This is a genomic window from Pseudomonas sp. B1-22 (assembly GCF_050474425.1).
Classification (GTDB): Bacteria; Pseudomonadota; Gammaproteobacteria; order Pseudomonadales; family Pseudomonadaceae; genus Pseudomonas.
The window spans coordinates 25,425-45,866 of the sequence record NZ_JBCHVH010000007.1; the positions used below are offsets into that span (position 1 = coordinate 25,425).

Below are 20,442 nucleotides of genomic sequence, written 5' to 3' on the forward strand. Positions count from 1 at the left end.
AGCGTGCGTTCAGGCAACGCCTTGTAGTGCGATTCCTATCCTGAGTGTCGCGCCCCCGGGGACCTAGGCGATGGGCACCGTCATGGCCACGGCGGCCTCGAAGACCTGCTCGTCGTCCCGGATGACCCGCAGGCTACCGTGCAGCAGATCGCTCAGCTCATCGGCCAGGGCGCGATAGATCACCGGTGCGGCGTGCTTGCCAGCCGGGGCGATGTCGCCCGACAGGTGCAGCGTCCACTCCAGCTGTCCGGCCTCCCGCTCGAACGACTCGATGCGGATCGCTGCCGCCGTCGCCCCCGAATGCTGCAGGTGCAGCAGCAGGACCTTGAGCAGATACCCGTAGCGAACCGGGTCTATCCACCCGCGGGGCCGGGCGGGGTCTTTCGTGAGGGTCCAGCGGGGGACCATGTCACCGGGCATTTCCCGCAGGCACTGCTGGGTCAGCTCGTTCAGGTCCTCGGGGAAGGGCGCCAGCACGGTCTCGCCCTGTTCCAGGCGTATCAGTTCGGCGAGCATCTGCACGGTCTCCAGGACGCGTTCCAGGAGTGCGCCGACGCCGCCCCGAAAATCGCTGGCCTCGCGTCCCTGGAGGATTCGCCGTGCGCCGGCGATGTGCTCGGCGATGTCCTCGCCCTGTTGCAGCAGGTAATGGGCGCGGCGCTTCTGGATCGACGACAGGTAGTTCAGCTGGTTGCGCAGCGACTGGATCTGCTCGGCTTCCTCGTTCAGGTCCACGGAGGTGCAGAGCATGCCCAGCAGCTCGCCGTCATCGGCCAGCACCGGATGGCCGCTGTGGCGGAACACCCGCCGCTGGCCGCGCACATGCACGGCGATCACCATCATGTAGGGAATGCGCTGTTCGACGGCGGTCTCGAAGGTCTTGCGCGCATAGTCCAGGTGTTCCTGGTCGATCACGCCCAGGTCGCGCTGGCGGGCGTCCAGCACCTGGTCCCGGGGGAGGCCCACAAGCGCGAGGAAGGCCTGGTTGGCGGCCTGTATCCGACCGTCCGGCGCGCGCAGGCAGACAGGGACGGGAATCCGGTCGAGCAGTTCGTTGAAGTGGTTCGCGGGATGGCTCGGGGCGGCATCCCGCTTCGGCCGGCCCGGCCGGTCTTCGAGCAGGCCGCGCTGCGCGGCGACCTGCAGCAGTTCGACCAGCGAGTGGGTCCCGGTCTTTTCCAGCAGGCGGGTCTTGTAGGTACTGACGGTGCGGTCGCTGATCGCCAGCTCACCGGCGATCTGCTTCACCCGATAGCCTTCGGCGAGGTAGTGCAGCACGGTCACCTCCCGCGCCGTCAGCTGTTCCCCGGCGCCCTCGGCGGCCGTACCCGCTTCGAGGTGAATGGCCCTGGCCTGGAAATAGGTCCGCCCGGACAGCACCTTGGCCACCGCATCGAGGAAGGTTTCGAGCGAGTCGTCCTTGGACACGAAGCCGGTCGCCCCGGCGGCCAGGCAAGGGTGTTCGTACACGTCGGCGGGCAGCGCGGTCAGCACCAGGATCCGGGTCGCGGTCTTCCTGGCGACGATTCGCTTGATCAGGTCGAGCCCGCCCAGCTTGGGAATGTCCAGCTCCAGCACGACGAGGTCGGGCGCCTGCTCGCGAAATGCGGCGAGGCCGTCCAGGCCGTTCCTGGCAATGCCGGTCAGGCTGTGGCCGGCGTTGCGCAGGGCGGTTTCGGCGCCGAGGGAGCTCAGCGCCTGCTGATCGATGAGGAGTACCTTGGCCATGCTTCCATCCATGAGTCCGACGGCGACTGGCCTTGATGATAGACGCTGGGCAAGGCCGGCCCTTGATGCGCGACAGGCTGCCCGGGAATCAGCCGTCGGCGTCCGTGGCCGCCCGGAATGGGCCCTCGCCACGCAGTCGCCGGTGCTCCAGTGGAGGAATGCCGAACCAGCGCAGGTGAGCCCGGCAGAATGACGCCGTACGGTTGTAGCCCAGCTCGCGGGCGATCTGGGCCACGGTCAGGCTGGTATGGCACAGCAGCTGTTCGGCCTGCTGGCGGCGGATCTGCTCGACGTGTCCCTCGAAGTCGAGGCCCTCGCTGGCCAGGCGCCGCTGCAGGGTGCGCGGGTTCAGACCCAGGTTGCGGGCAACCTGCTGGAGATTGCAGCGGCACTTGGGCAGGAGCATCTGGATATGCTGCGCCACCTGGCTGCGCAGGTCCTCATCCTGGCTGCTCTGGGCCTCCAGGTAATAGCGCACGATGGCGTGCAGCACCGCGTCATGCTGGATGCACGGGCGTTGCAGCGATGCAGGCGAGAGCGCCAGGGCATTGTGATCCTGGCCGAACAGGACCTGGCAGCCGAAATAGCGCCGGTAGACGGCGATATCGGCCTGGGGCTGGTGTCGGAACAGTACCGAGCGCGGCCGGAATGCGGCCCCCATCAGCTCGGAGATCAGCAGTTTGCCCTGCAGCAGCGACTTCTCGACGATCTGCGGAATGTCCTCGATGCAGGGCAGGGCGTTGTCGAAGTACAGCATCGCGCTGCCGGGACGGCGCTCCAGACGGTAGTGGATCGACGGGCTGTACAGGTGCATGTAGCGCAGCACCGCGACCAGGCCATCGCCCACGGTCGGTGCCGAGCGGGCCAGGTGCTGCAGCGGGCCGAGCAGCGAAGAGCCCTGGCGTGCCGCCAGCTCCAGCCCGAGCTCGGGCATGTTGATGGCGTGGGCGCTGCCCTCGTAGATCTGCACGAGGCTCTTGTAGGAGAAGGACTTCTCGAAGTCGCCGACCACGTCGAGGCTGACGTGATGGGGGGAGAGGTGGTCGCGAAGCGATGCGCCCTGCTCGGAGAGCAGTTCGCCAAACTGGAGAAAAGCGGTGCCGCGGATACTGTCCATGTCATCACACTGAATCGAAAAACGGGGAAGCGGGTACTACAGACCCCTGGCTCCTGCCAGCGGTTCCGGTCTCGGGTGTGGGGAAGTATTGCGGGTTGTCGCGAAAGCGCAAACAAGGCCCGGACGCGCGGTGCGTGCCGGGCCGTGGGCTTACTTGTTCTTCAGCGTCTGGTAGGACTTGAGCATGTCCGAGGCCCAGCCGTCGAGCACGGCGCGGGCGTCCTTGGCCTGCATCACCTGTTCGGAGTTCTCCAGTTCAGTGCCGGCGCCCTTGCGGACGACTTCGGCGACGGTCTTGCCGCTGCCGCCGTCGAGGAAGGCCGCTTCGGTGGCGATGCTGGTGTCCTGGTCGCGGATGCCGGTGGCGGTGCTGATGCCGGCGGCGATCAGGGCGATCGGGATGACTTCATAGGGTTGCAGGCTCTTGGTCTTGGCGCTGACGGCGGTGATCGCCGGACGCACCACCAGCACGCCCGGGCCGGGGCCCTTGGCCAGCGGCAGGGCCTTGGAGAATTGGGTCTTCAGCGCCTGGTCGTAGTACTGGGTGATGCCCGTCAGGGTGCTGGCCGGGATCTTCTCAGTGGGCTTGGGCTGCGGATAGAGCTGGCTGGGTTCGATGTAGACGCTGGAGAAGCGGCTCACATCGACGTTCGGATCGATCCAGCGCATGACCGCCGCACCGGAGGGCGATTTTTCTTCCTTGAGGATGCTGTAGTTCTTCAGGAACCCGGAATATTGCTCAGGCTCCACGTACTTGCTCGCGCAACCAGACAACGCAATGGACGCGCTGCACAGCGTCGCCAGCAGAAACTTCGACTTCATCGTGATGCTCCTTAATGGTCATGGGTAAGGCAATGGGCAGTGATAGCAGTCGGCTTGTCATGGAAATGTTGCGGCTGGCCTCGTAATGCCTCTACCTCACCGTCGCCCGGTACCTGCAGTGCGCCGTTCCCGTAACCCCCGATGGCGTAGTGCCGGTGCGCGGTTTGTCGTGCTTGCGTTCGGATCGCCCAGCCACGGAGGAGTGTAGGCGGCGTGTACGTCCAGTCCATGCTCCGGATGGTCACTGGCGGTAGCGACAGGGCGCTGCCCCGGCAGATACCCCACGCCGTTGACGTCTTCATTGCATCGTGAAAAGGCCAGTCCCATCGCGCAGCCTGTCCATCCGCCGCGGGGGAGCCGCTCAGCTCTTTACGCCAATTGATCTATTCATTTCGCGACACCCGGCAGGGACACTGCAGGTTATGCCTCCCGGCCAGACGGGCTATGCTGACTCGTCGTCGGGGGCGCCGGAGCGCGCCGTGGCGGCCGCGCAATCGATTCGAATCAAGCAGAACAAGGATGAACACGGTGGATACTCGCGAGCAGATCGTCAACCTGGAAGCCAGCATCGGATCGCAGGTACTGGGCCAGCGACAGGGCATTCGCCATATCCTGCTGGGCCTGCTGGCTAACGGCCATGTGCTGTTGGAGAGCCTTCCGGGGCTGGCCAAGACCCGCACGGTGAAGGCGCTGTCCACGCACCTGGATGCGCGGATGAGCCGTATCCAGTTCACGCCAGACCTGCTGCCCTCCGACATCACCGGCGGGGAAATCCTCCAGCAGACCGAAGCGGGCAACCAGCTCAGGTTCCAGCCCGGGCCGCTGTTCGGCAACGTCATCCTCGCCGACGAGATCAACCGCGCGCCGGCCAAGGTCCAGGCCGCGCTGCTGGAAGCGATGGAGGAGCGGCAGATCACCGTGGCCGGGCAGACCCACATCATGCCGGGGCTGTTCATGGTGCTCGCCACGCAGAACCCCATCGAGCAGGAAGGCACCTATCCGCTGCCCGAGGCGCAGATGGACCGCTTCCTGATGAAACTGCTCATCGACTACCCCAAGGTCGAAGACGAGACCCAGGTGCTGCGCCTGGTGCGCGAGGAGGAGCAGCGCCAGCAGACCGGTGCGCTCCAGGAGCCCCCCGCGCAGCTGCCGCAGGAGGTGATCTTCGCCGCGCGCCGCGAAGTGGGGCGCGTGCATGTGTCCGAGCCGCTGGACCGCTACCTGATGGACCTGATCAACGCCACGCGCCGGCCCGCCGACTACGACGCGGACCTGGCGCGCTGGATCAGGGTTGGCGCCAGCCCGCGTGGCGGCATCAGCCTGGACCGCGTGGCGCGCGCCCACGCCTGGCTCGATGGCAACGACTACGTGTCCCCCGATGACGTTCGCGCCGTGTTGCACCCGGTGCTGCGCCACCGCCTGCTGCTTTCCTATGACGCGGTGGCCGATGGCGTGGGCGCCGATCAGGTGCTCGACCGCCTGCTCGACAAAGTGGCGGTTCCGGCGTAGGGCAGGGCCATGCAGGAGCAACGCCCCAATCCCGACGGCTTCGTCTACGCCTCGTTGCCGCAACTGATGCTGCTGGAGCATCGGGTTCGCGACCTGAGCTTCCTCTCGCGGCAACCGCTCTCCAGCGTGCTCTCCGGCAACCACGCCGCGCGCCTGCGTGGCCGTGGCCTGAGTTTCGACGAGCTGCGCCAGTACAACCCCGGTGACGACTTGCGCCACCTGGACTGGCGCGCGTCGCTGCGCTACGGCAAGCCCTTCGTGCGCAGCTACACCGAGGAGCGCGACCGGCCGACCCTGCTGCTGGTCGACCAGCGCATGAGCATGTATTTCGGCTCGCAGCGCAACTTCAAGTCGGTGACCGCCGCCGAGCTGGGCGCCATCGGTGCCTGGATGGCCTTCCACGCCGGGGACCGGGTCGGTGGCATCGTCTTCGACGACCATCAGGTCGAGCACGTGCGGCCGCTGCGCAGCCGGGCGCGGGTCGAGGCGCTGTGTTCGGCCATCGTCCGGCATAACCATGCCCTGCACGCCATGCGCACCGAGGACGAGGCGCCCGGCCAACTGGACCGGGTGTTGCGCGAATGCCTGGGCATCGCCACGCATGACCACCTGATCGTGATCGTCAGCGACTTCGCCGGGGTGTCCGAGCAGACCTTGCAGCTGCTGCGCCAGCTCAACACCCACAACGACGTGCTGGCGCTGCAGGTATTCGATCCAATCGCGCTCAAGATTCCCGACCGGGGCCGGGTGACGGTGACCCAGGGCGAGCTGCAGGTGGAGCTGGAAGTGGAGCGGCGCCAGGTGCATCGGCCCCTGGGTGAGTTCCTTTCCGGGCGGCTGAAGGACGTGGCGACCTTGCTGCGCCGCAGCCAGGTGCCGCTGATGATGTTCAGCACAGGGCGCGACAGCCTCGACCAACTGCGCGCCGAGCTGGGCCGCCTGACGGTGGGGCAACGATGAGCACGGCGAACGTCCCCCGTATCGATCAACTGCGCGAACTGGCCCTGCCTGCGCCGGCGGCCAGCTACTGGCCGCAGACCTGGGGCTGGCTGGTACTGGCGCTCCTGTTGCTGGCGCTGCTGGTGGCCTGGGGCGTCTGGCGTTACCTGCGCTGGCGGCGCGATCGCTACCGGCGCGAGGCGCTGGCGCGGCTCGATGAACTGGCGCAGGCGCTGGGAGACCCGCAGGGCCGCCTGGCCGCGCTCCGTGAGCTGCCGCAGCTGCTCAAGCGCGTAGCCCTGTCGATGCCGGGAGGGGAAGGGGCCGCGCAATTGGGCGGCAGCCCATGGCAAAGCTTCCTCCAGCGTCATGGCCCGGCACCGTTGCCAGCGGATTTCGCCCAGCGTCTGGCGTTGCTGGCCTATGCCCCGGCGGAGCGCGTCGCGACGCTGGCGGATCATGAAGTGCACGCGCTGCTCGGCGCGAGCCGGCAATGGATCGAGGCTCACCGTGTGGCAGTTTGACTATCCCTGGCTGCTGTTCCTGCTGCCGCTACCCTGGCTGGCCTACCGCTTGCTGGGGCGTTACAACGAGGCGCGCAGTGCGCTGCGTGTGCCGTTCTTCGCGGCCATGAGCAGGGCCGCTGGACAGGAACCGGGCAGCGCGAGTGCCGCTGGCGGGCGCTGGCAACTGCCACTGAACCTGCTGGTGTGGGCCTTGGTCCTCGCCGCCTGCGCGCGGCCGGTACTGGTGGAAAAGCCCATCGAGCACGAGCAGCCGATCCGCGACCTGATGCTGGCCATCGACATCTCGCAGTCCATGCAGACCGCCGACTACGATGCCCCGGACGGCACCCGGGTGGACCGCCTGACGGCGGTGAAAAGCGTGGTGCGGGACTTCATCGCCAAGCGCAAGGACGACCGCATCGGCCTGATCGTCTTCGGCACCGCGGCCTACCCGCAGGCGCCGTTGACCCTGGACCACGCCAGCCTCGGCATCCTGCTCGATGAAGTCGGCATCGGCATGGCCGGGCCGAACACCGCCCTGGGCGATGCCATTGGCCTGACCGTGAAGCTGCTCGATAACGCCCAGGAGGAGGAGAAGGTGCTGGTGCTGCTCACCGACGGCAACGACACCGGCAGCGCCATCACCCCGGACCACGCCGCCGCCATCGCCCGCGACCGGGGCATCGTGGTGCATACCATCGGCATCGGCGACCCCGAGGCGAGCGGCGACGCCAAGGTCGACCTGAAAACCCTGCAGGAGATCGCCGCCACCACCGGCGGGCGCTTCTTCCGTGCAGGCGACCGCGATGCGCTGCAGCAGGTCTACACGACCCTCGACCAGATCACTCCGCACCGGGTGAAGACCCTGAGTCACCAGCCCAAGCGCGACCTGTTCTGGCTGCCGCTGGGCGCGGCACTGCTGGCGCTGCTGCTGGCCCATGGCGTGGCGCTGCTGGCCTCGCGGGCACGTGCACCGCGCCGGCGGCGGAAGACGGCGGCGGAGGAGGGCTGAGATGAACATCGACCTGAGCGCCTTCCACTTCCTGCGCCCGCTGTGGCTGCTGGTGCTGATCCCCGGCGTGCTGCTGCCGTTGCTGTGGACGCGCCGGCAGGACCTGACGCGCCGGCTCAACGGCATTATCGCGCCGCACCTGTTGCAGCACCTGGTCATCACCCCGCGCGACAACCAGCGCCTGCGCCCGGTGCACCTGCTGGGCGCGCTGCTGGTGCTGGGCGGCGTGGCGGCCGCCGGGCCGACCTGGGAGCAGGACCGCCCGGATTTCCTCGACAATCGCGCGCCGCTGATCCTCGCCGTGGATCTGTCCCCGTCGATGGACGCCGACGATATGCCGCCCTCGCGCCTTACGGCGGCCAAGCAGAAACTGCACGACCTGATCCAGCGCCGCGCCGGCAGCCGCGTCGCGCTGATCGCCTATGCCGGCAGCGCACACCTGGTGCTGCCCGCCACCGACGATCCGGCGCTGCTCGACAGCTTCCTGCAAGCCCTGTCGACCCGGCTGATCGAGCGCAGCGGCAAGGATGCGCTGGGCGCTATCGTGCTGGCCAAGCGCCTGCTGGCGGCCGAGCAGTCCCCCGGCACCCTGGTGCTGGTTACCGATGGCGCCGATGCCAGCCAGTTCGAGGCCATCGCCCGGCAGTTGCAGGGCAGCGACCTGCAGGTACTGGTACTGGCCGTCGGCAGCCGGGATGGCGGGTTGTTGCCCGGCGGCAACGGCCAGTCGCGTCTCGACGACCAGGGCCGGCCGCAACTGGGTCGCTTCGATGCGGATGGCTTGAAGCGCCTGGCCGACGCGGCGGACGCTCCGCTGGGCAGCCTGACCTTGAACGATGACGTGCTGGACTGGATCGAGCTGCACTCCCAGCGACACTTCCAGGCGGTGCGCGGTGACGACCGGACGGTGCACTGGAAGGACGCCGGCTACTGGCTGTGCTGGCCGCTGTTGCTGCTGGCGCTGTTCGGTGTGCGCCGTGGCTGGCGGGTGCACTGGCTGAGTGGCGTGCTGCTGGCCCTGAGCCTGGGCTTGCCGCCGCAACCGGCACAGGCCGGCGCCCTGGCGGATGCCTTCTTCACGCCGGACCAGCAGGGACGCTGGGCCTTCGAACACGGACATTACCCGCAAGCCGCCGAACATTTCGACGACACCTACTGGAAAGGCCTGGCGGCCTACCGCGCGGCGCAGTTCGACGTCGCCCTGGCGACCTTTGCCCGTCTCGACAGTGCGCAAGGGTTTTTCTACCTGGGCAATACCTATGTGCGCCTGTCGAAATTCGAACAGGCCATCACCGCCTATCGCCAGGCGCTGCACGTGCAGGCGGACTTCCCCGAGGCCCAGGCCAACCTCGCCCTGGCCGAGGCGTTGCTGAAGGATCGCGATGACCAGCAGGAGGCCGGGCCGCCAAGCGAAAAGGCGGACAAGATCGAGTTCGACAACGACACGGGCAAGGGCAAGTCGGTGCAACTGAAGAGCCAGCAGGCCAGCTCCGACCAGCTGTGGCTGAACAACCTGACCACCTCGCCGGAACAGTTCCTGCGGCGCAAGTTCCAGCTGCAGGATGCCGCCAGGGAGCGTGCGCCATGAGATTGTTCGCTGTCTTGCTGATGCTTCTGCTGCCGTTGTGGAGCCTGGCCGCGGAAGCCGATGACTCCGCGCAGCCCCAGGTCAAGGTGCGCAGCCAGCTGCTGCCGGCGGACTCCGCCCTGGTCGGCGGCACCCTGAGCCTGCAAGTCGACCTGCTGGTGGACACCTGGTTCACCGCCGCGCCGAGACTGCCCAAGCTGACCCTGGCCGGTGCGGTCGTCTCCGAGCCCGGCGGCGAAGCGGAGCACCTGAACGAGCAGATCGACGGCACGGCGTTCTTCGGCCTGCGCTTCACCTACCAGATAACCCCGCAGCAGGCGGGTTCGTTCGAGATTCCGCCGCTGGACATCCAGGTCACGCCCGGCCAGGGCAGCGGCCCGGTCATGGTGCGCAGCCCGCCGCAACACTTCATCGCCCGGCAGCCGGCTGGCGCGGGGGAGGGCGATCCACAGCGCTTGGTGGCCCGGCAGGTCACCCTGAACCAGACGTTCAAGCGTTCCCACCAGCCGCTGCGGGTCGGCGACAGCGTAGAGCGCCACCTCCACGTCGAAGCCGCCGGCGCCCAGGCGATGCTGATCCCAGCGCCCGGCTTCGCGGAGATCGGCGGCTTGCAGCGCTACGTCCAGCCGCCCAGCGTCCGCCCCTTGAGCGACGGCCGTGGCGGAGTCAGCGGCGGGGTGCGGGACGATGCGGTGACCTATGTGGTCAGGGAGGCGGGCACATACCAGCTGCCGGCCATCGAGCTGCACTGGTGGGACGCCGCGAGCGGCGAGGCCCGTACCGCCTCGGTTCCGGCCATGGAAATCGAAGCGGCGGCCGCTGCCGGCTACCAGGCGCCGTTCTCGATCACCGAGGACCTGCGCGAACTGGGCCGCAAGACGCAGGTGCGCATCGCCGGACACTGGCTGCTCCTGCTCGGCGCACTGCTGCTCACCGGCGCGCTGGGTTACCTCTGGAGTTGTTGGGGAACCGCGCTGTGCGATGCCTGGAAGCGTCGTCGCGAGGTACGCCATCAGGCCTGGCTGGAGTCTCCGGAATACGCCTGGGGGAAGATTCGCGGCCAGCTCACCGGTACACCACCTGAACTTGGCGCCCTGTATCTGTGGATTCGCCGGACGAGCGGTTGTCGCGAAATGAATACGCACACCCGAGAACTTTCCGACGCGGTGCGTAAACCTTTGCTAGGTTTCCTCAGAGTTCGCTATGGGCGCGAACGCAACGCCAGTGCGTCGCGCCAACTGGTCGCCGCACTGCCGGAGCTGCGCCAGGCCACCGCCCGGCGATCAACCGCTTCCCAGGAGAAATACGGCCTGAAGCCGCTGAATCGCTGAATCGCGCCGGTACACATCAAGGACGTTACATGCACCGACACGCTGCCTCCCGCTGGTTGTTCACCCTGTTGCTGACCCTGCCGTTGCTGGGCCAGGCCGCCGAACTGGCATCCTGGAACGACGGCCAGTCGCGCCAGGCCATCGAGAACTTCGTCGAGGCGGTGACCCGCGAAGGCGGCCCGGATTACGTACCGCCCGCCGAGCGCATCGCGGTGTTCGACAACGACGGCACCCTGTGGAGCGAGCAGCCGATGTATTTCCAGGTGCTGTTCGCCCTGGAGGAAGTCAAGCGGCAGGCGCCGCAGCACCCGGAATGGAAGACCCGGCAGCCGTTCAAGGCGGTGCTGGAGAATGACCAGAAGACTCTCGCCGAAAGCGGCATGAAGGGCATCCTGGAAATCGTCGCCGTGACCCATGCAGGCATGAGCACCGACGAGTTCATCGGTAACGCCCGCCGCTGGCTCGCCAGCGCCAGGCATCCCCGCAGTCACAAGCCCTACACCGAAATGGTGTTCCAGCCAATGCTGGAACTGCTCGACTACCTGCGTGCCAACGGCTTCAAGACCTACATCGTCTCCGGCGGCGAAGTGGCGTTCATGCGCGCCTTCGCCGAGGAGGTCTATGGCATTCCGCCGGAACAGGTGATCGGCACCACCCTGGGCAGCCGCTTCCAGGATCACGACGGACAGCTGTCGATCCAACGCCTGCCCAAGCTGGTCCATAACGATGACGGTCCGGGCAAGCCGGAAAGCATCGACAGCATCATCGGCCGCCGGCCGATCCTGGCCTTCGGCAACTCCGACGGCGACCTGCAGATGCTGCAGTGGACCATGGCCGGCAAGGGCAAGCGCCTGGCCGCGCTGGTCCACCACACCGACGCCCAGCGAGAGTGGGCCTATGACCGGCAGAGCAAGGTCGGGCGGCTGGACAAGGCGCTCGACGAGGCGAAGAGCAAAGGCTGGGTGGTCGTGGACATGGCCACGGAATGGAAGCGCGTCTATCCGTTCGACCAGTAACAGGGCGAATGCCAGCACACCGCAGGGTAGGGGGGGATTCCAGCCGAGCCGTCGGCGCCCCCAATGCGCGCAGTCGCGGATACGACACAGTGAGCGAAATGGAGAAGCATCAATGAAGCGCACGGGAAAATGGATATCGCGGTTCGCCCTCGCGGCGACGGCGATAGTGGGGTGCTCTGTCGCCCAGGCGGCCGACAAGCCGAATATCCTGGTGATATTCGGCGACGATATCGGCCAGACCAACATCAGCGCCTACTCGTTCGGCGTGGTCGGCTACCAGACGCCGAACATCGACCGCATCGCCAAGGAAGGCATGATGTTCACCGACTACTACGCGGAGAACAGCTGCACCGCCGGGCGATCCACCTTCATCACCGGGCAGGCGATCCTGCGTACCGGCCTGTCCAAGGTCGGCATGCCGGGGGTTCCGGTGGGCCTGCAGGCCCGTGACGTGACCATCGCCCAGGCGCTCAAGGCCCACGGCTATGCCACCGGCCAATTCGGCAAGAACCACCTGGGCGACCGCGACGAGTACCTGCCCACCAACCACGGTTTCGACGAGTTCTTCGGCAACCTCTACCACCTCAACGCCGAGGAAGAGCCGGAGCGCCCGTACTGGCCGAAGGACGACCCGGCCTTCATCAAGGCCGCTTCGCCGCGCGGGGTGATCCATTCCTTCGCCGACGGCAAGATCGAGGACACCGGCCCGCTGAACAAGAAGCGGATGGAGACCATCGACGACGAGACCACCCAGGCCGCCATCAACTTCATGGACAAGCAGGTGAAGGCCGACAAGCCGTTCTTCGTCTGGATGAACACCACCCGCATGCACGCCTTCACCCACATACGCGAATCCATGCAGGGCCAGAGCGGCATGCCGGGCAACGAGTACGCTGATGGCATGCTCGAGCACGACGGCGACGTCGGCAAGCTGCTCAAGGCGGTGGACGACCTGAAGATCGCCGACAACACCATCGTCGTCTACACCACCGACAACGGCCCGAACCAGTGGTCCTGGCCGGATGCGGCAACCACCCCGTTCCGCAACGAGAAGAACTCAAACTGGGAAGGCGCCTACCGGGTGCCGGCGATGATCCGCTGGCCGAACCACGTCAAGCCGGGCACCGTCTCCACCCAGATGTTCTCCGGCCTGGACTGGTTCCCGACCCTGCTGGCGGCAGTGGGTGACACCGACATCAAGGACCGCCTGCTCAAAGGCACCGATCTGGGTGGCAAGAACTTCAAGGTGCACCTGGACGGCTACAACCAGCTGGACTACCTGACCGGCAAGTCCAAAGAGAGCGCGCGCAAGGAGTTCTATTACTTCAACGACGAGGCCGAGCTGGTGGGCATGCGCTTCAACGACTGGAAAATCGTCTGGTGCGAACAGCGCGCACCGGGTGGCCTGAAGGTCTGGAGCGAGCCATTCACCTGCCTGCGCGTGCCCAAGCTGTTCAACCTGCGCATGGACCCCTACGAGCGGGCGGATGTGGTCTCCGACCAGTATTACGACTGGCTGACCAAGAACGACTATCTGCTGTTCCAGGGGACTCGCAAGGCGGCAGCCTTCCTGCAGACCTTCGTCGACTATCCGCCGAGTCAGCGTCCGGCCAGCTTCAGCATCGACCAGATCCGCAAGGACGTGGATGCAAAGATCGAGGCGAAGATGAAGCAGGGCGCCAAGTAATCTGAACTGCGCAATGGGCGCCTGCCTCAGGTGTCCGAACCCGGCCCGCGACGGATTGTCCGTCGCGGGCTTTCCTCTGTCTGAGAAGGCTTATCCGATGTCCTCAGCCGCCGGCTCCTCCCGCATGAGTACCTCACGCAGCGCAGAACGCAGCATCCACCAGGGCAGGCAGGCGCGTCTGCTGATCCCCGCGCTGTTGCTGTTCGTCTCCGGGGGCGCGGCGCTGGTCTACCAGGTGCTGTGGGTCAAGCAGCTGTCGCTGGTGGTGGGAGTCGAAGTGTTCGCCGTGACCACCGCGATCAGCGCATTCTTCGCAGGCCTGGCCCTGGGTGGCCTGGCCTTCGGACGCTGGGCCGACCGCCTGAAGCGTCCGGTGCTTCTGTATGCGGGCCTGGAACTGCTGGTGGCGATTCTCGGCGTCGCCGCCACGCTGGCCCTGTCGATTTGCGCGGAGCCCTTTGCCCGCCTGGAGGACAGCGTCGGCCTGCTGGCCTGGCTGCTGCCGTTCCTGCTGGTGGGCGTACCGGCCTTCTTCATGGGCGGCACGCTGCCGGTACTGATGCGCGCCGTGCAGCCCGACACCGGGCAGATGGGCCGCGCCGGCGGCGGCCTGTACGCGGCCAATACCGCCGGCGCCATCGCCGGGACCCTGCTGGCCGCCTTCCTGCTGCTGCCGGCCCTTGGGGTCGTGGGCAGTGCCTGCGCCGCGGCTGCCCTGAACCTGCTGGCGGCCGCCGGGGCGTTGCTTGCCCAGCGCGGCGCCGTCGAACCCGTCGCCGAATCCGCCACGGCCAGTGGCAAGCGCAGTCCGGCGGCGCGCATGGCCACCGCGCTCTACTGCCTCGCCGGCGGTGTCGCACTGGGCTACGAAGTGGTGTGGACGCAATCCATCGTGCAATTCATGAGTACCCGTACCTTCGCCTTCGCGGTGGTGCTGGCCACTTACCTGCTCGGCCTGGTGCTGGGCAGCGCGATCTACGCGCGGCGGGCCGACCGCCTGCGCGACCCCTGGGGCGTGTTCGCGGTGCTGATCGCGGCGGCCGGCCTGCTCGCCATCCTCCAGATCGCCGGGCTTGGGCAGTGGCTGGTGGCGGCGCAGAGCGCCGTCGAGATGACGGTGCTGAGCCTGGGGGGCAGCGAACTGGCGGGGATGTCCGCGCGCTTCGCGGTGGCCGCGTTGAGCGTGGTGTTCCTGCCGACCACCTTGCTGGGCGCTGCGTTCCCACTGGCGCTGCGCCTGGCGGTGGAGCGCGGGCATGTTGGCCGCGATGTCGGCCTGGTGGTGGCGCTGAATACCCTGGGCGGCATCCTCGGCGTGGTGCTGACCGGCTTCCTGCTGGTGCCGGCCCTGGGGTTGGTGCATACCCTGGCGGTGCTCGCCATTCTTGCCGCGGCCATCGGCCTGCTGGCGATATGGCGCGGCAGCGGCGTGGGCAAGGGCGGGCGTATCGCCGTCCTGGCGATAGCCCTCGCGACCCTGGCGACCGCGGTGCTGACGCCGCCACGCCACCTGGCCGAACTGATGCCGGCGGCGCGCAACGGGCAGATCACCTTCTACGAGGAAGGCCGGGGTGGCACCGTCGCCGTGGTGCAGCAGGGCAAGGGCGACCGGCGTTTCAACCGCCTCTACATCCAGGGCGTATCCAATACCGGCGACGCCATGCCGTCGCTGCGCTACATGCGCCTGCAGGCCCTGTTGCCGCTGCTGATCCACCGGGGCGAGCCGCGCTCCTCGCTGGTCATTGGCTTCGGCACCGGCATCACCGCTGGCGCGATGCTGCGCTACCGCGACCTGGAGCATCCGGTGGTGGCCGAATTGCTGCCCGAAGTGCTGGCCGCCGCGCCGAACTTCCAGGGCACTTTCGGCGCGATCAGCGACCCGCGCCTGGACATCCGCCTGCGCGACGGCCGTCGCGAGCTGCTGCGCAGCGATGAGCGCTACGACATGATCACCCTGGAGCCGCCGCCCCCCTCGGCGGCCGGCGTGGTCAACCTGTACTCGCGGGACTTCTACCAACTGGCCGCCCGCCGCCTGCGGGAGAACGGCGTGGTCGCCCAGTGGCTGCCGCTGCCGACCCAGAACGACGAAGACAGCCGCTCGCTGGTGCGCAGCTTCATCGACGTGTTCCCCTACGCCTCGCTGTGGACCACCGAGTTCCACGAGATGCTGCTGGTCGGCTCGCTGCAACCGCTGCAACTGGATGTCCCGCGCATCCGCCAGCGCTTCGAGCAGCCCGAGATCGCGGCGGCCCTGGGCGCGGTGGGGGTCGATTCGCCACAAGCCTTGCTGGCCACCTGGATCACCGATCGTGAAGGCCTTGAGCGCTATGCCGGCGACGCCCCGGCAGTGACCGACGACCAGCCGCGCATCGAATACGCCCCCTGGGTACGCTCGCGGGAAATCACCCGTGTGCTGCCGACCCTCCTGGCGCTACGTTCGCCGCCTCCGCTGGAAGGCGCCGAACCCTCGTTCCGCGGCGCGGTGGATGACCAGTGGCAGAGCCTGCGCCGCTTCTACGGCCTGAGCCTGCACGCCTACCGTGGCGAGCGCGAGGCCTGGGCGCGGGACGTGCGGCAGATCGCTCGGGAGGAGGGCGATAACCCCTATTACCGATGGTTCCTCGGCGGGCAGTGAGGGGAACCTGGTCTCACTGGGAAGGGAAATCCGGCCCCCGCCAGCGGCGCACGGCTTTCTGGAAGAACAGGCTGTTGGGCACCTGCAGCAGCGCTCCATAGGCGGCACTGCCTTCGGTGGCTTCCTTGAGCGTGGTGTAGAGCAGATTGATCGCCACCACGCGGCCTTTCATTCCCGGCTGGTCCGGTGTTTCCACGACTTCGACCAGGTCCCCCAGGCGGAACGGCCCGACCGTGAAGATCAGCACCGCGCAGAACAGGTTGGACAGCACGCTCCAGATGGCGAAGAAGGCCACCGCGCCGACGGCGGCGAACCCGGTCAGCGCCGACCACAGCACACTCGCCGAAACGCCCACGCGCTCCAGTACCAGGATCAGGGCCGAACCGAGCAACAGCCAGCGCAGCGCCGTGCCCAGCGGCAGCAGGAGCTCCGGGGGGAGGGGATAGCGCCGGCTGAGCTGGTTCAGCATCCGTCCGAGCAGGCGCTGGCCCAGCCAGGCCAGGGTCAGGATAAGAATGATCTGCCCGCCGCGCAGAATGGGCTCACTCCACGTCAGCAGTGAATGGATGTCTGTCATTGATCACCTGTATTGCGGCAGCACGCTGCCTTGCGATGACGTGCGAACGGGCGACCCGAAGCGCGGCCGAAAGCGCACGTGAAACCTGCCCGTCCCCTGAAAGGGGGACTGCCGGTGCAGGTGAAAGTTGAATCCGTCTTCGGTGACTCGACGAAAGGCAGGTAGCGGCGGGAACGCGAGCAGGTTTCGCTTGGCTGGGCTGGATCGAGGCCCATGTGCGCGCTGTGAAATCTGCGCTCGTCCGTTTGGCTGAACGCACCGTTCGAGAGTCTGCCGGAACCTCCGGCGGCGGCGCCCTTCGAACGAAGGGGGCCAGCAGAGGGACAGGTCATGCACAATCTCGAAACGCCAACCGTCAAGCTGGGGCTGTTCCATCCTTTCGACAGCCTGGGCCAGGCGCTGATTGCGGCTGCGCTGCATCGCCAGCATGAAGTCACGGCGCTGCTCGACGACCTCAATCGACTCAAGGCCCGTCCCGGCCTGCGTTGCAAGCTGGGCAGCCTGGAGTCCTCGATCAGCGTCAGCGAGGCGGTGGCGGGGCTCGACGCGATCTTCGCCTTTCTCGGCCATGAGCCGCCGCACCGCCTGCCGCCACAGTGCGGCGCGTTGATCGATGGCGCCTTGCGCGTGCGAGTGCCTCGCCTGTTCCTGCTCGGACACTGGCGGTGGCTGACGGAACCCGCAACGTCCGACGACGAGCAGCTTGGAGCCGGCCTCGCGCGCAGCCTGGAGGTGAGCGGGCTGGACTGGACGCTGGTAGAGCAACCCGCCGTGGCGGAAGGGCTGCGGATCGACGCTTTCAGTCGTGCGGTCGGCGCGCCTGACGAGGAGGCGGCATTCGCGCTGTCCTGCGCCGATGCTCTGCTCGACGAGTTGCAGCTGGGCCTGCATCGTCGCGCGTGCCTGCGTTTGCGTGGTGGCGAGGGGTGACGGCGATGTTCGCTTCCGATGGGCTCAGCCGGTTCCTCGGCACCTTGCTGCTCGCCCTGGCGTTCAGCGCCTTCATCCGCTTCGTGCGGGGCTATCGCCCGGCTGGCGTCAGTGCCGTCTGGTATGACCTGGTGCTGTTGTTCATCGGTCTCTGGCTGGCGTTCTGGCCGGAAGCGGCCACTTTCCTGCGCGAGTTGAGCCTGGCGGGCGCCATGGCCCTGCTGTCGCAACTGGTCGCCACCTTGCTGGGTGGCATCCTCGGCGCCGGCGTGGCCTTCGCGCTGCGCCGTGCCATGGGCGAGTTCCGCCAGGCCCCGCGACCGCGCAGGCGGAGCCGGTAACCTGCGGGTGTCGCGAACGGAACAACGATCGAAGCTGAACTTGCATCAGGCGCACGAGTCCACCGCGGAAGACTCCCGGAGGTGGACATGAAGAAGCGCTACGGCGCGCCGCTTGTGCTCGTGATGGTGATCCTGCTGCTGATGGTGATCGCGCATATCGTCCTGCCCTATGTCATTCGCGACTACCTCAACGGCAAGCTCGACCATATGGGCGACTACCATGGGCAGATCACCGATGTGGATCTGGCCTTGTGGCGGGGTGCCTATCGCATCAACGACCTGCGTATCGTCAAGGTCACCGGCAAGGTGCCGGTGCCGCTGCTGGACGCCCCGGTCATCGACCTGTCGGTAAGCTGGTCGGCGCTCTGGCACAACCAGGCCATTGTGGCGCGGGTGCTGTTCCTGCGCCCGGAGCTGAACTTCGTCGATGGCAGTGACAGTCAGTCCTCCCAGACCGGCGCGGGCACCAATTGGCGGGCGGTGCTGGAGAAACTGCTGCCGATCACCCTCGACGAAGTGCGCGTCGAGGACGGGCGGATCCATTTCCGCAATTTCCAGTCCAGGCCGCCGGTGAACCTGAGCGCGAGTGCGGTCCAGGCGAGCCTTTACAACCTCACCAATGTCGCCGATGAACGCGGCCGCCGGGTCGCGCGTTTCGACGGCCATGCGCAACTCTTCGGACAGGCCCCTCTGCAGGTCCAGGCGACCTTCGATCCCTTCTCCGGATTCGACGAGTTCCAATTGCGCCTGCGCGCCGAGGACGTCGAGCTGCGCCGGTTGAACGACTTCGCATCAGCCTATGGAAAATTCGACTTCAATCAGGGGCGGGGCACCCTGGTGCTCGAGGCCCAGGCCGACCATGGCCGCCTGAGCGGCTACCTGAAGCCGCTGCTGCGGGGCGTGGACGTGTTCAATTGGCAGCAGGACGTGGAGGCGCACGACAAGAGCCTCTTCCGTTCGATCTGGGAGGCCCTGGTGGGCGGTGGCGAGACGGCGCTGAAGAACCAGCAGAAGGACCAGTTCGCCACCCGCGTAGCGATCAGCGGCAACGTGCACCGCCAGGACGTCAACGGCTTCGAGGCTTTGCTGGGCATTCTGCGTAACGCCTTCATCGAAGCTTTCAATGCCCGATACGAACGCTCGTCGCCGGCTGAGCGATGAGGAGCAATTCGACGTCTGGGGGGACATGCCTGTGCAAACCTATCTTCAAGCCAAACGAATTCTGGAAGATAGTTTTCCGCCCTACCATTGCCGATGCCATCTCGAGCGCTACAGCGAGATGATGCTGTCGTTCTATGAGCCCGGCATCCGGGAACCGTTCCTGATCGTGCCCCACGTTTCGCGCAGCGAATGGGACAGCCTTCCCGGCGTGGCGTCCCTGGTGCACAGGCTGAGCCAGGACATCGACCTGGTGATGGCACTGCAGAAACCCGGGAAGAATGGGTGAGCAATCGCAGCAGGGTGACGTGCATTGGCCGCTTTCCGCTGGCGCGATATTTCTGAACTGCCGTCCTGGTGACCTGTCGTCCAGACAAGGGCGTTGTGCCCATCACTGGAAAGGAAGGAGACGCGCACCATGAACAGCAAACTCACCCGGAGCAAAGTCACCCGTCCGTTCGCCGCCCTGCTGCTGGCCTGGCTGTCTATCGGCCTGGTTCCGGCCTACGGCGCCGAACAGCCCAAGCAGGTACCGACCAACGAGAAACCCCACGGCCAGGCACCGACCCAGACGCCGCAGCAGCCGGAGTCCCAGCAGCGCCAGAAGAATCAGGGCCGCACCGACGATAGCAGTGAAGTGAAGCCCAAGGATCAGAAGCAGCAGGACGGCAAGCAGCAGGAGAAGAGCGGAACCATGAAGGATTCCGGCTCCTCGTCGGGGTCCGGCTATTGAGCGTTCGCTCGCCGCAGCCAGGCGATGAATAGCCCCTGTCGAGCAGGGGCGCCCAATTCCGGAAGGAGCCCGTGATGAACGCTGAGAATCATCCGCCACGCCAGGCGACGGATCGCGGCCGACAGAATATCCCCGAGCCGCTGCATCCCGAATGGGGGCAGCGTGGTGCGGGGCGCGCCGACCCGCCGCCTCGCCAACAGCCCGAATTCGCTCCCGACGATATCGATGTCGCCGGGGGCGGTGAAGGCAAGCGTCCGGGATAACGCATTCAGGTGTGCGGACCGGCGGCCGGCGGGAAACACGGGCTTGCCGGACTGTCGCGGTTGCGAAGGGCAGTGCGGAGGGCAGGCCGGGATGAAGCTGGCATCCGTGATGAACGGAGCGCGCGGCACGAGTACGATCAGATGCCAGGCACACCGGCTGGGAAGTCGCTTGCGGGAAATGAATCGAAAAAACGGCCCGGCAACCCTCGGCTGCCAGGCGCTACACACTACGTGGCAAATTGAAGTTTCCTGACTAGGTGCTGCTGTAGCACTCCATGACATCGGCCATGTTGCCGTACTCCTTGTCGGGCAGCTGACTGATCACGTCGATCAGGCTGTCATCGGCTCCATTGCTCCTGGCCTTGTCGATCAGCATCCTGCGGTTGGCGGGATAGTCGATCCCTTTTAGGTAGGTCATGATGCTGGCAGGGGACCTGCCCTCGACACCATGAGTCATGGTCACCTCCTGTGATCAGCTGCGACCGCCACCATGGCTGTGCTCGCCACCCTTGCGGCCGGCCTCGGAGGCCCGCTCCGGATCGTTGGCGAA

At 66.8% G+C, this 20,442-nt stretch carries 20 protein-coding genes and 1 pseudogene; 15 read left to right on the forward strand and 6 right to left on the reverse strand.

Annotated elements, in window-relative coordinates; translation table 11 throughout:
* Positions 1 to 63: 63 nt before the first annotated feature.
* The 3 genes from ACQ5BL_RS25115 to ACQ5BL_RS25125 all read right to left on the reverse strand — a co-directional run bounded on the left by ACQ5BL_RS25115 (position 64) and on the right by ACQ5BL_RS25125 (position 3,667).
* Positions 64 to 1,728 carry a LuxR C-terminal-related transcriptional regulator gene (locus tag ACQ5BL_RS25115; protein ID WP_243808072.1) on the reverse strand — a complete coding sequence of 555 codons (1,665 nt, stop codon included), beginning with the start codon at positions 1,726 to 1,728 and terminating at the stop codon, positions 64 to 66.
* An 88-nt stretch (positions 1,729 to 1,816) separates the two neighbouring features.
* Positions 1,817 to 2,845, reverse strand: a complete 1,029-nt coding sequence (locus ACQ5BL_RS25120; RefSeq protein ID WP_243808073.1) for an AraC family transcriptional regulator — start codon at positions 2,843 to 2,845, stop codon at positions 1,817 to 1,819.
* Between the two features lie 150 nt (positions 2,846 to 2,995).
* Entirely contained in the window at positions 2,996 to 3,667 is a 672-nt protein-coding gene (locus ACQ5BL_RS25125) for a DUF3313 domain-containing protein (protein ID WP_243808074.1), read from the reverse strand.
* Positions 3,668 to 4,186: 519 nt separating this feature from the next.
* Here ACQ5BL_RS25125 and ACQ5BL_RS25130 point away from each other — a divergent pair.
* From ACQ5BL_RS25130 to ACQ5BL_RS25170, 9 genes are all read left to right on the forward strand, one after another.
* Positions 4,187 to 5,176 (forward strand): AAA family ATPase, encoded by a 990-nt coding sequence (locus tag ACQ5BL_RS25130; protein WP_243808075.1) that lies wholly within the window; start codon positions 4,187 to 4,189, stop codon positions 5,174 to 5,176.
* Positions 5,177 to 5,185: 9 nt separating this feature from the next.
* Positions 5,186 to 6,136: a DUF58 domain-containing protein gene (locus ACQ5BL_RS25135; protein WP_207888295.1), complete on the forward strand. Its 951-nt coding sequence runs from the start codon at positions 5,186 to 5,188 to the stop codon at positions 6,134 to 6,136.
* Complete coding sequence (locus ACQ5BL_RS25140) at positions 6,133 to 6,639, forward strand: DUF4381 domain-containing protein (protein WP_243808076.1); 507 nt, start codon at positions 6,133 to 6,135, stop codon at positions 6,637 to 6,639. Before ACQ5BL_RS25135 ends, ACQ5BL_RS25140 begins: the two co-directional genes overlap by 4 nt.
* Positions 6,626 to 7,633, forward strand: a complete 1,008-nt coding sequence (locus ACQ5BL_RS25145; protein ID WP_430293314.1) for a vWA domain-containing protein — start codon at positions 6,626 to 6,628, stop codon at positions 7,631 to 7,633. Before ACQ5BL_RS25140 ends, ACQ5BL_RS25145 begins: the two co-directional genes overlap by 14 nt.
* Before the next feature lies 1 nt (position 7,634).
* Entirely contained in the window at positions 7,635 to 9,221 is a 1,587-nt protein-coding gene (locus ACQ5BL_RS25150; protein ID WP_243808078.1) for a VWA domain-containing protein, read from the forward strand.
* Positions 9,218 to 10,552 carry a hypothetical protein gene (locus ACQ5BL_RS25155; RefSeq protein ID WP_430293315.1) on the forward strand — a complete coding sequence of 445 codons (1,335 nt, stop codon included), beginning with the start codon at positions 9,218 to 9,220 and terminating at the stop codon, positions 10,550 to 10,552. Before ACQ5BL_RS25150 ends, ACQ5BL_RS25155 begins: the two co-directional genes overlap by 4 nt.
* 29 nt (positions 10,553 to 10,581) lie before the next feature.
* Positions 10,582 to 11,568 (forward strand): HAD family hydrolase, encoded by a 987-nt coding sequence (locus ACQ5BL_RS25160; RefSeq protein WP_430293316.1) that lies wholly within the window; start codon positions 10,582 to 10,584, stop codon positions 11,566 to 11,568.
* 112 nt (positions 11,569 to 11,680) lie between these two features.
* Positions 11,681 to 13,255, forward strand: coding sequence for an arylsulfatase (locus tag ACQ5BL_RS25165; protein WP_430293317.1), 1,575 nt, complete (start codon positions 11,681 to 11,683; stop codon positions 13,253 to 13,255).
* Between the two features lie 124 nt (positions 13,256 to 13,379).
* A complete protein-coding gene (locus tag ACQ5BL_RS25170; protein WP_430293318.1) occupies positions 13,380 to 15,890 on the forward strand; it encodes a fused MFS/spermidine synthase in 2,511 nt (836 codons plus the stop codon).
* A 13-nt stretch (positions 15,891 to 15,903) separates the two neighbouring features.
* Here the strand turns inward: ACQ5BL_RS25170 and ACQ5BL_RS25175 are convergent, their stop codons facing one another.
* Positions 15,904 to 16,467 (reverse strand): mechanosensitive ion channel domain-containing protein, encoded by a 564-nt coding sequence (locus tag ACQ5BL_RS25175; protein ID WP_430293319.1) that lies wholly within the window; start codon positions 16,465 to 16,467, stop codon positions 15,904 to 15,906.
* Between the two features lie 330 nt (positions 16,468 to 16,797).
* On the opposite strand from ACQ5BL_RS25175, the gene ACQ5BL_RS25180 reads away from it, so the two are divergent.
* From ACQ5BL_RS25180 to ACQ5BL_RS25205, 6 genes are all read left to right on the forward strand, one after another.
* The gene (locus tag ACQ5BL_RS25180) at positions 16,798 to 17,397 is read left to right on the forward strand and encodes an NAD(P)H-binding protein (RefSeq protein ID WP_430293320.1); all 600 of its coding nucleotides are present in this window, start codon (positions 16,798 to 16,800) and stop codon (positions 17,395 to 17,397) included.
* Between the two features lie 5 nt (positions 17,398 to 17,402).
* Positions 17,403 to 17,738 (forward strand): hypothetical protein, encoded by a 336-nt coding sequence (locus ACQ5BL_RS25185; protein WP_430293321.1) that lies wholly within the window; start codon positions 17,403 to 17,405, stop codon positions 17,736 to 17,738.
* 87 nt (positions 17,739 to 17,825) lie between these two features.
* Entirely contained in the window at positions 17,826 to 18,899 is a 1,074-nt protein-coding gene (locus ACQ5BL_RS25190; RefSeq protein WP_430293322.1) for a DUF748 domain-containing protein, read from the forward strand.
* Positions 18,862 to 19,185 (forward strand): hypothetical protein, encoded by a 324-nt coding sequence (locus ACQ5BL_RS25195; RefSeq protein WP_430293324.1) that lies wholly within the window; start codon positions 18,862 to 18,864, stop codon positions 19,183 to 19,185. The genes ACQ5BL_RS25190 and ACQ5BL_RS25195 overlap by 38 nt, the downstream gene beginning before the upstream one ends.
* 129 nt (positions 19,186 to 19,314) lie before the next feature.
* On the forward strand, positions 19,315 to 19,629 hold the full coding sequence (locus ACQ5BL_RS25200) for a hypothetical protein (RefSeq protein WP_430293325.1): 315 nt from the start codon (positions 19,315 to 19,317) through the stop codon (positions 19,627 to 19,629).
* 74 nt (positions 19,630 to 19,703) lie between these two features.
* Positions 19,704 to 19,892: a hypothetical protein gene (locus ACQ5BL_RS25205; protein ID WP_430293326.1), complete on the forward strand. Its 189-nt coding sequence runs from the start codon at positions 19,704 to 19,706 to the stop codon at positions 19,890 to 19,892.
* A 253-nt stretch (positions 19,893 to 20,145) separates the two neighbouring features.
* Here the strand turns inward: ACQ5BL_RS25205 and ACQ5BL_RS25210 are convergent, their stop codons facing one another.
* Entirely contained in the window at positions 20,146 to 20,349 is a 204-nt protein-coding gene (locus ACQ5BL_RS25210; protein WP_430293328.1) for a DUF2795 domain-containing protein, read from the reverse strand.
* A 15-nt stretch (positions 20,350 to 20,364) separates the two neighbouring features.
* Positions 20,365 to 20,442 (reverse strand): annotated as a pseudogene (locus tag ACQ5BL_RS25215) (general stress protein); the annotation flags it as partial.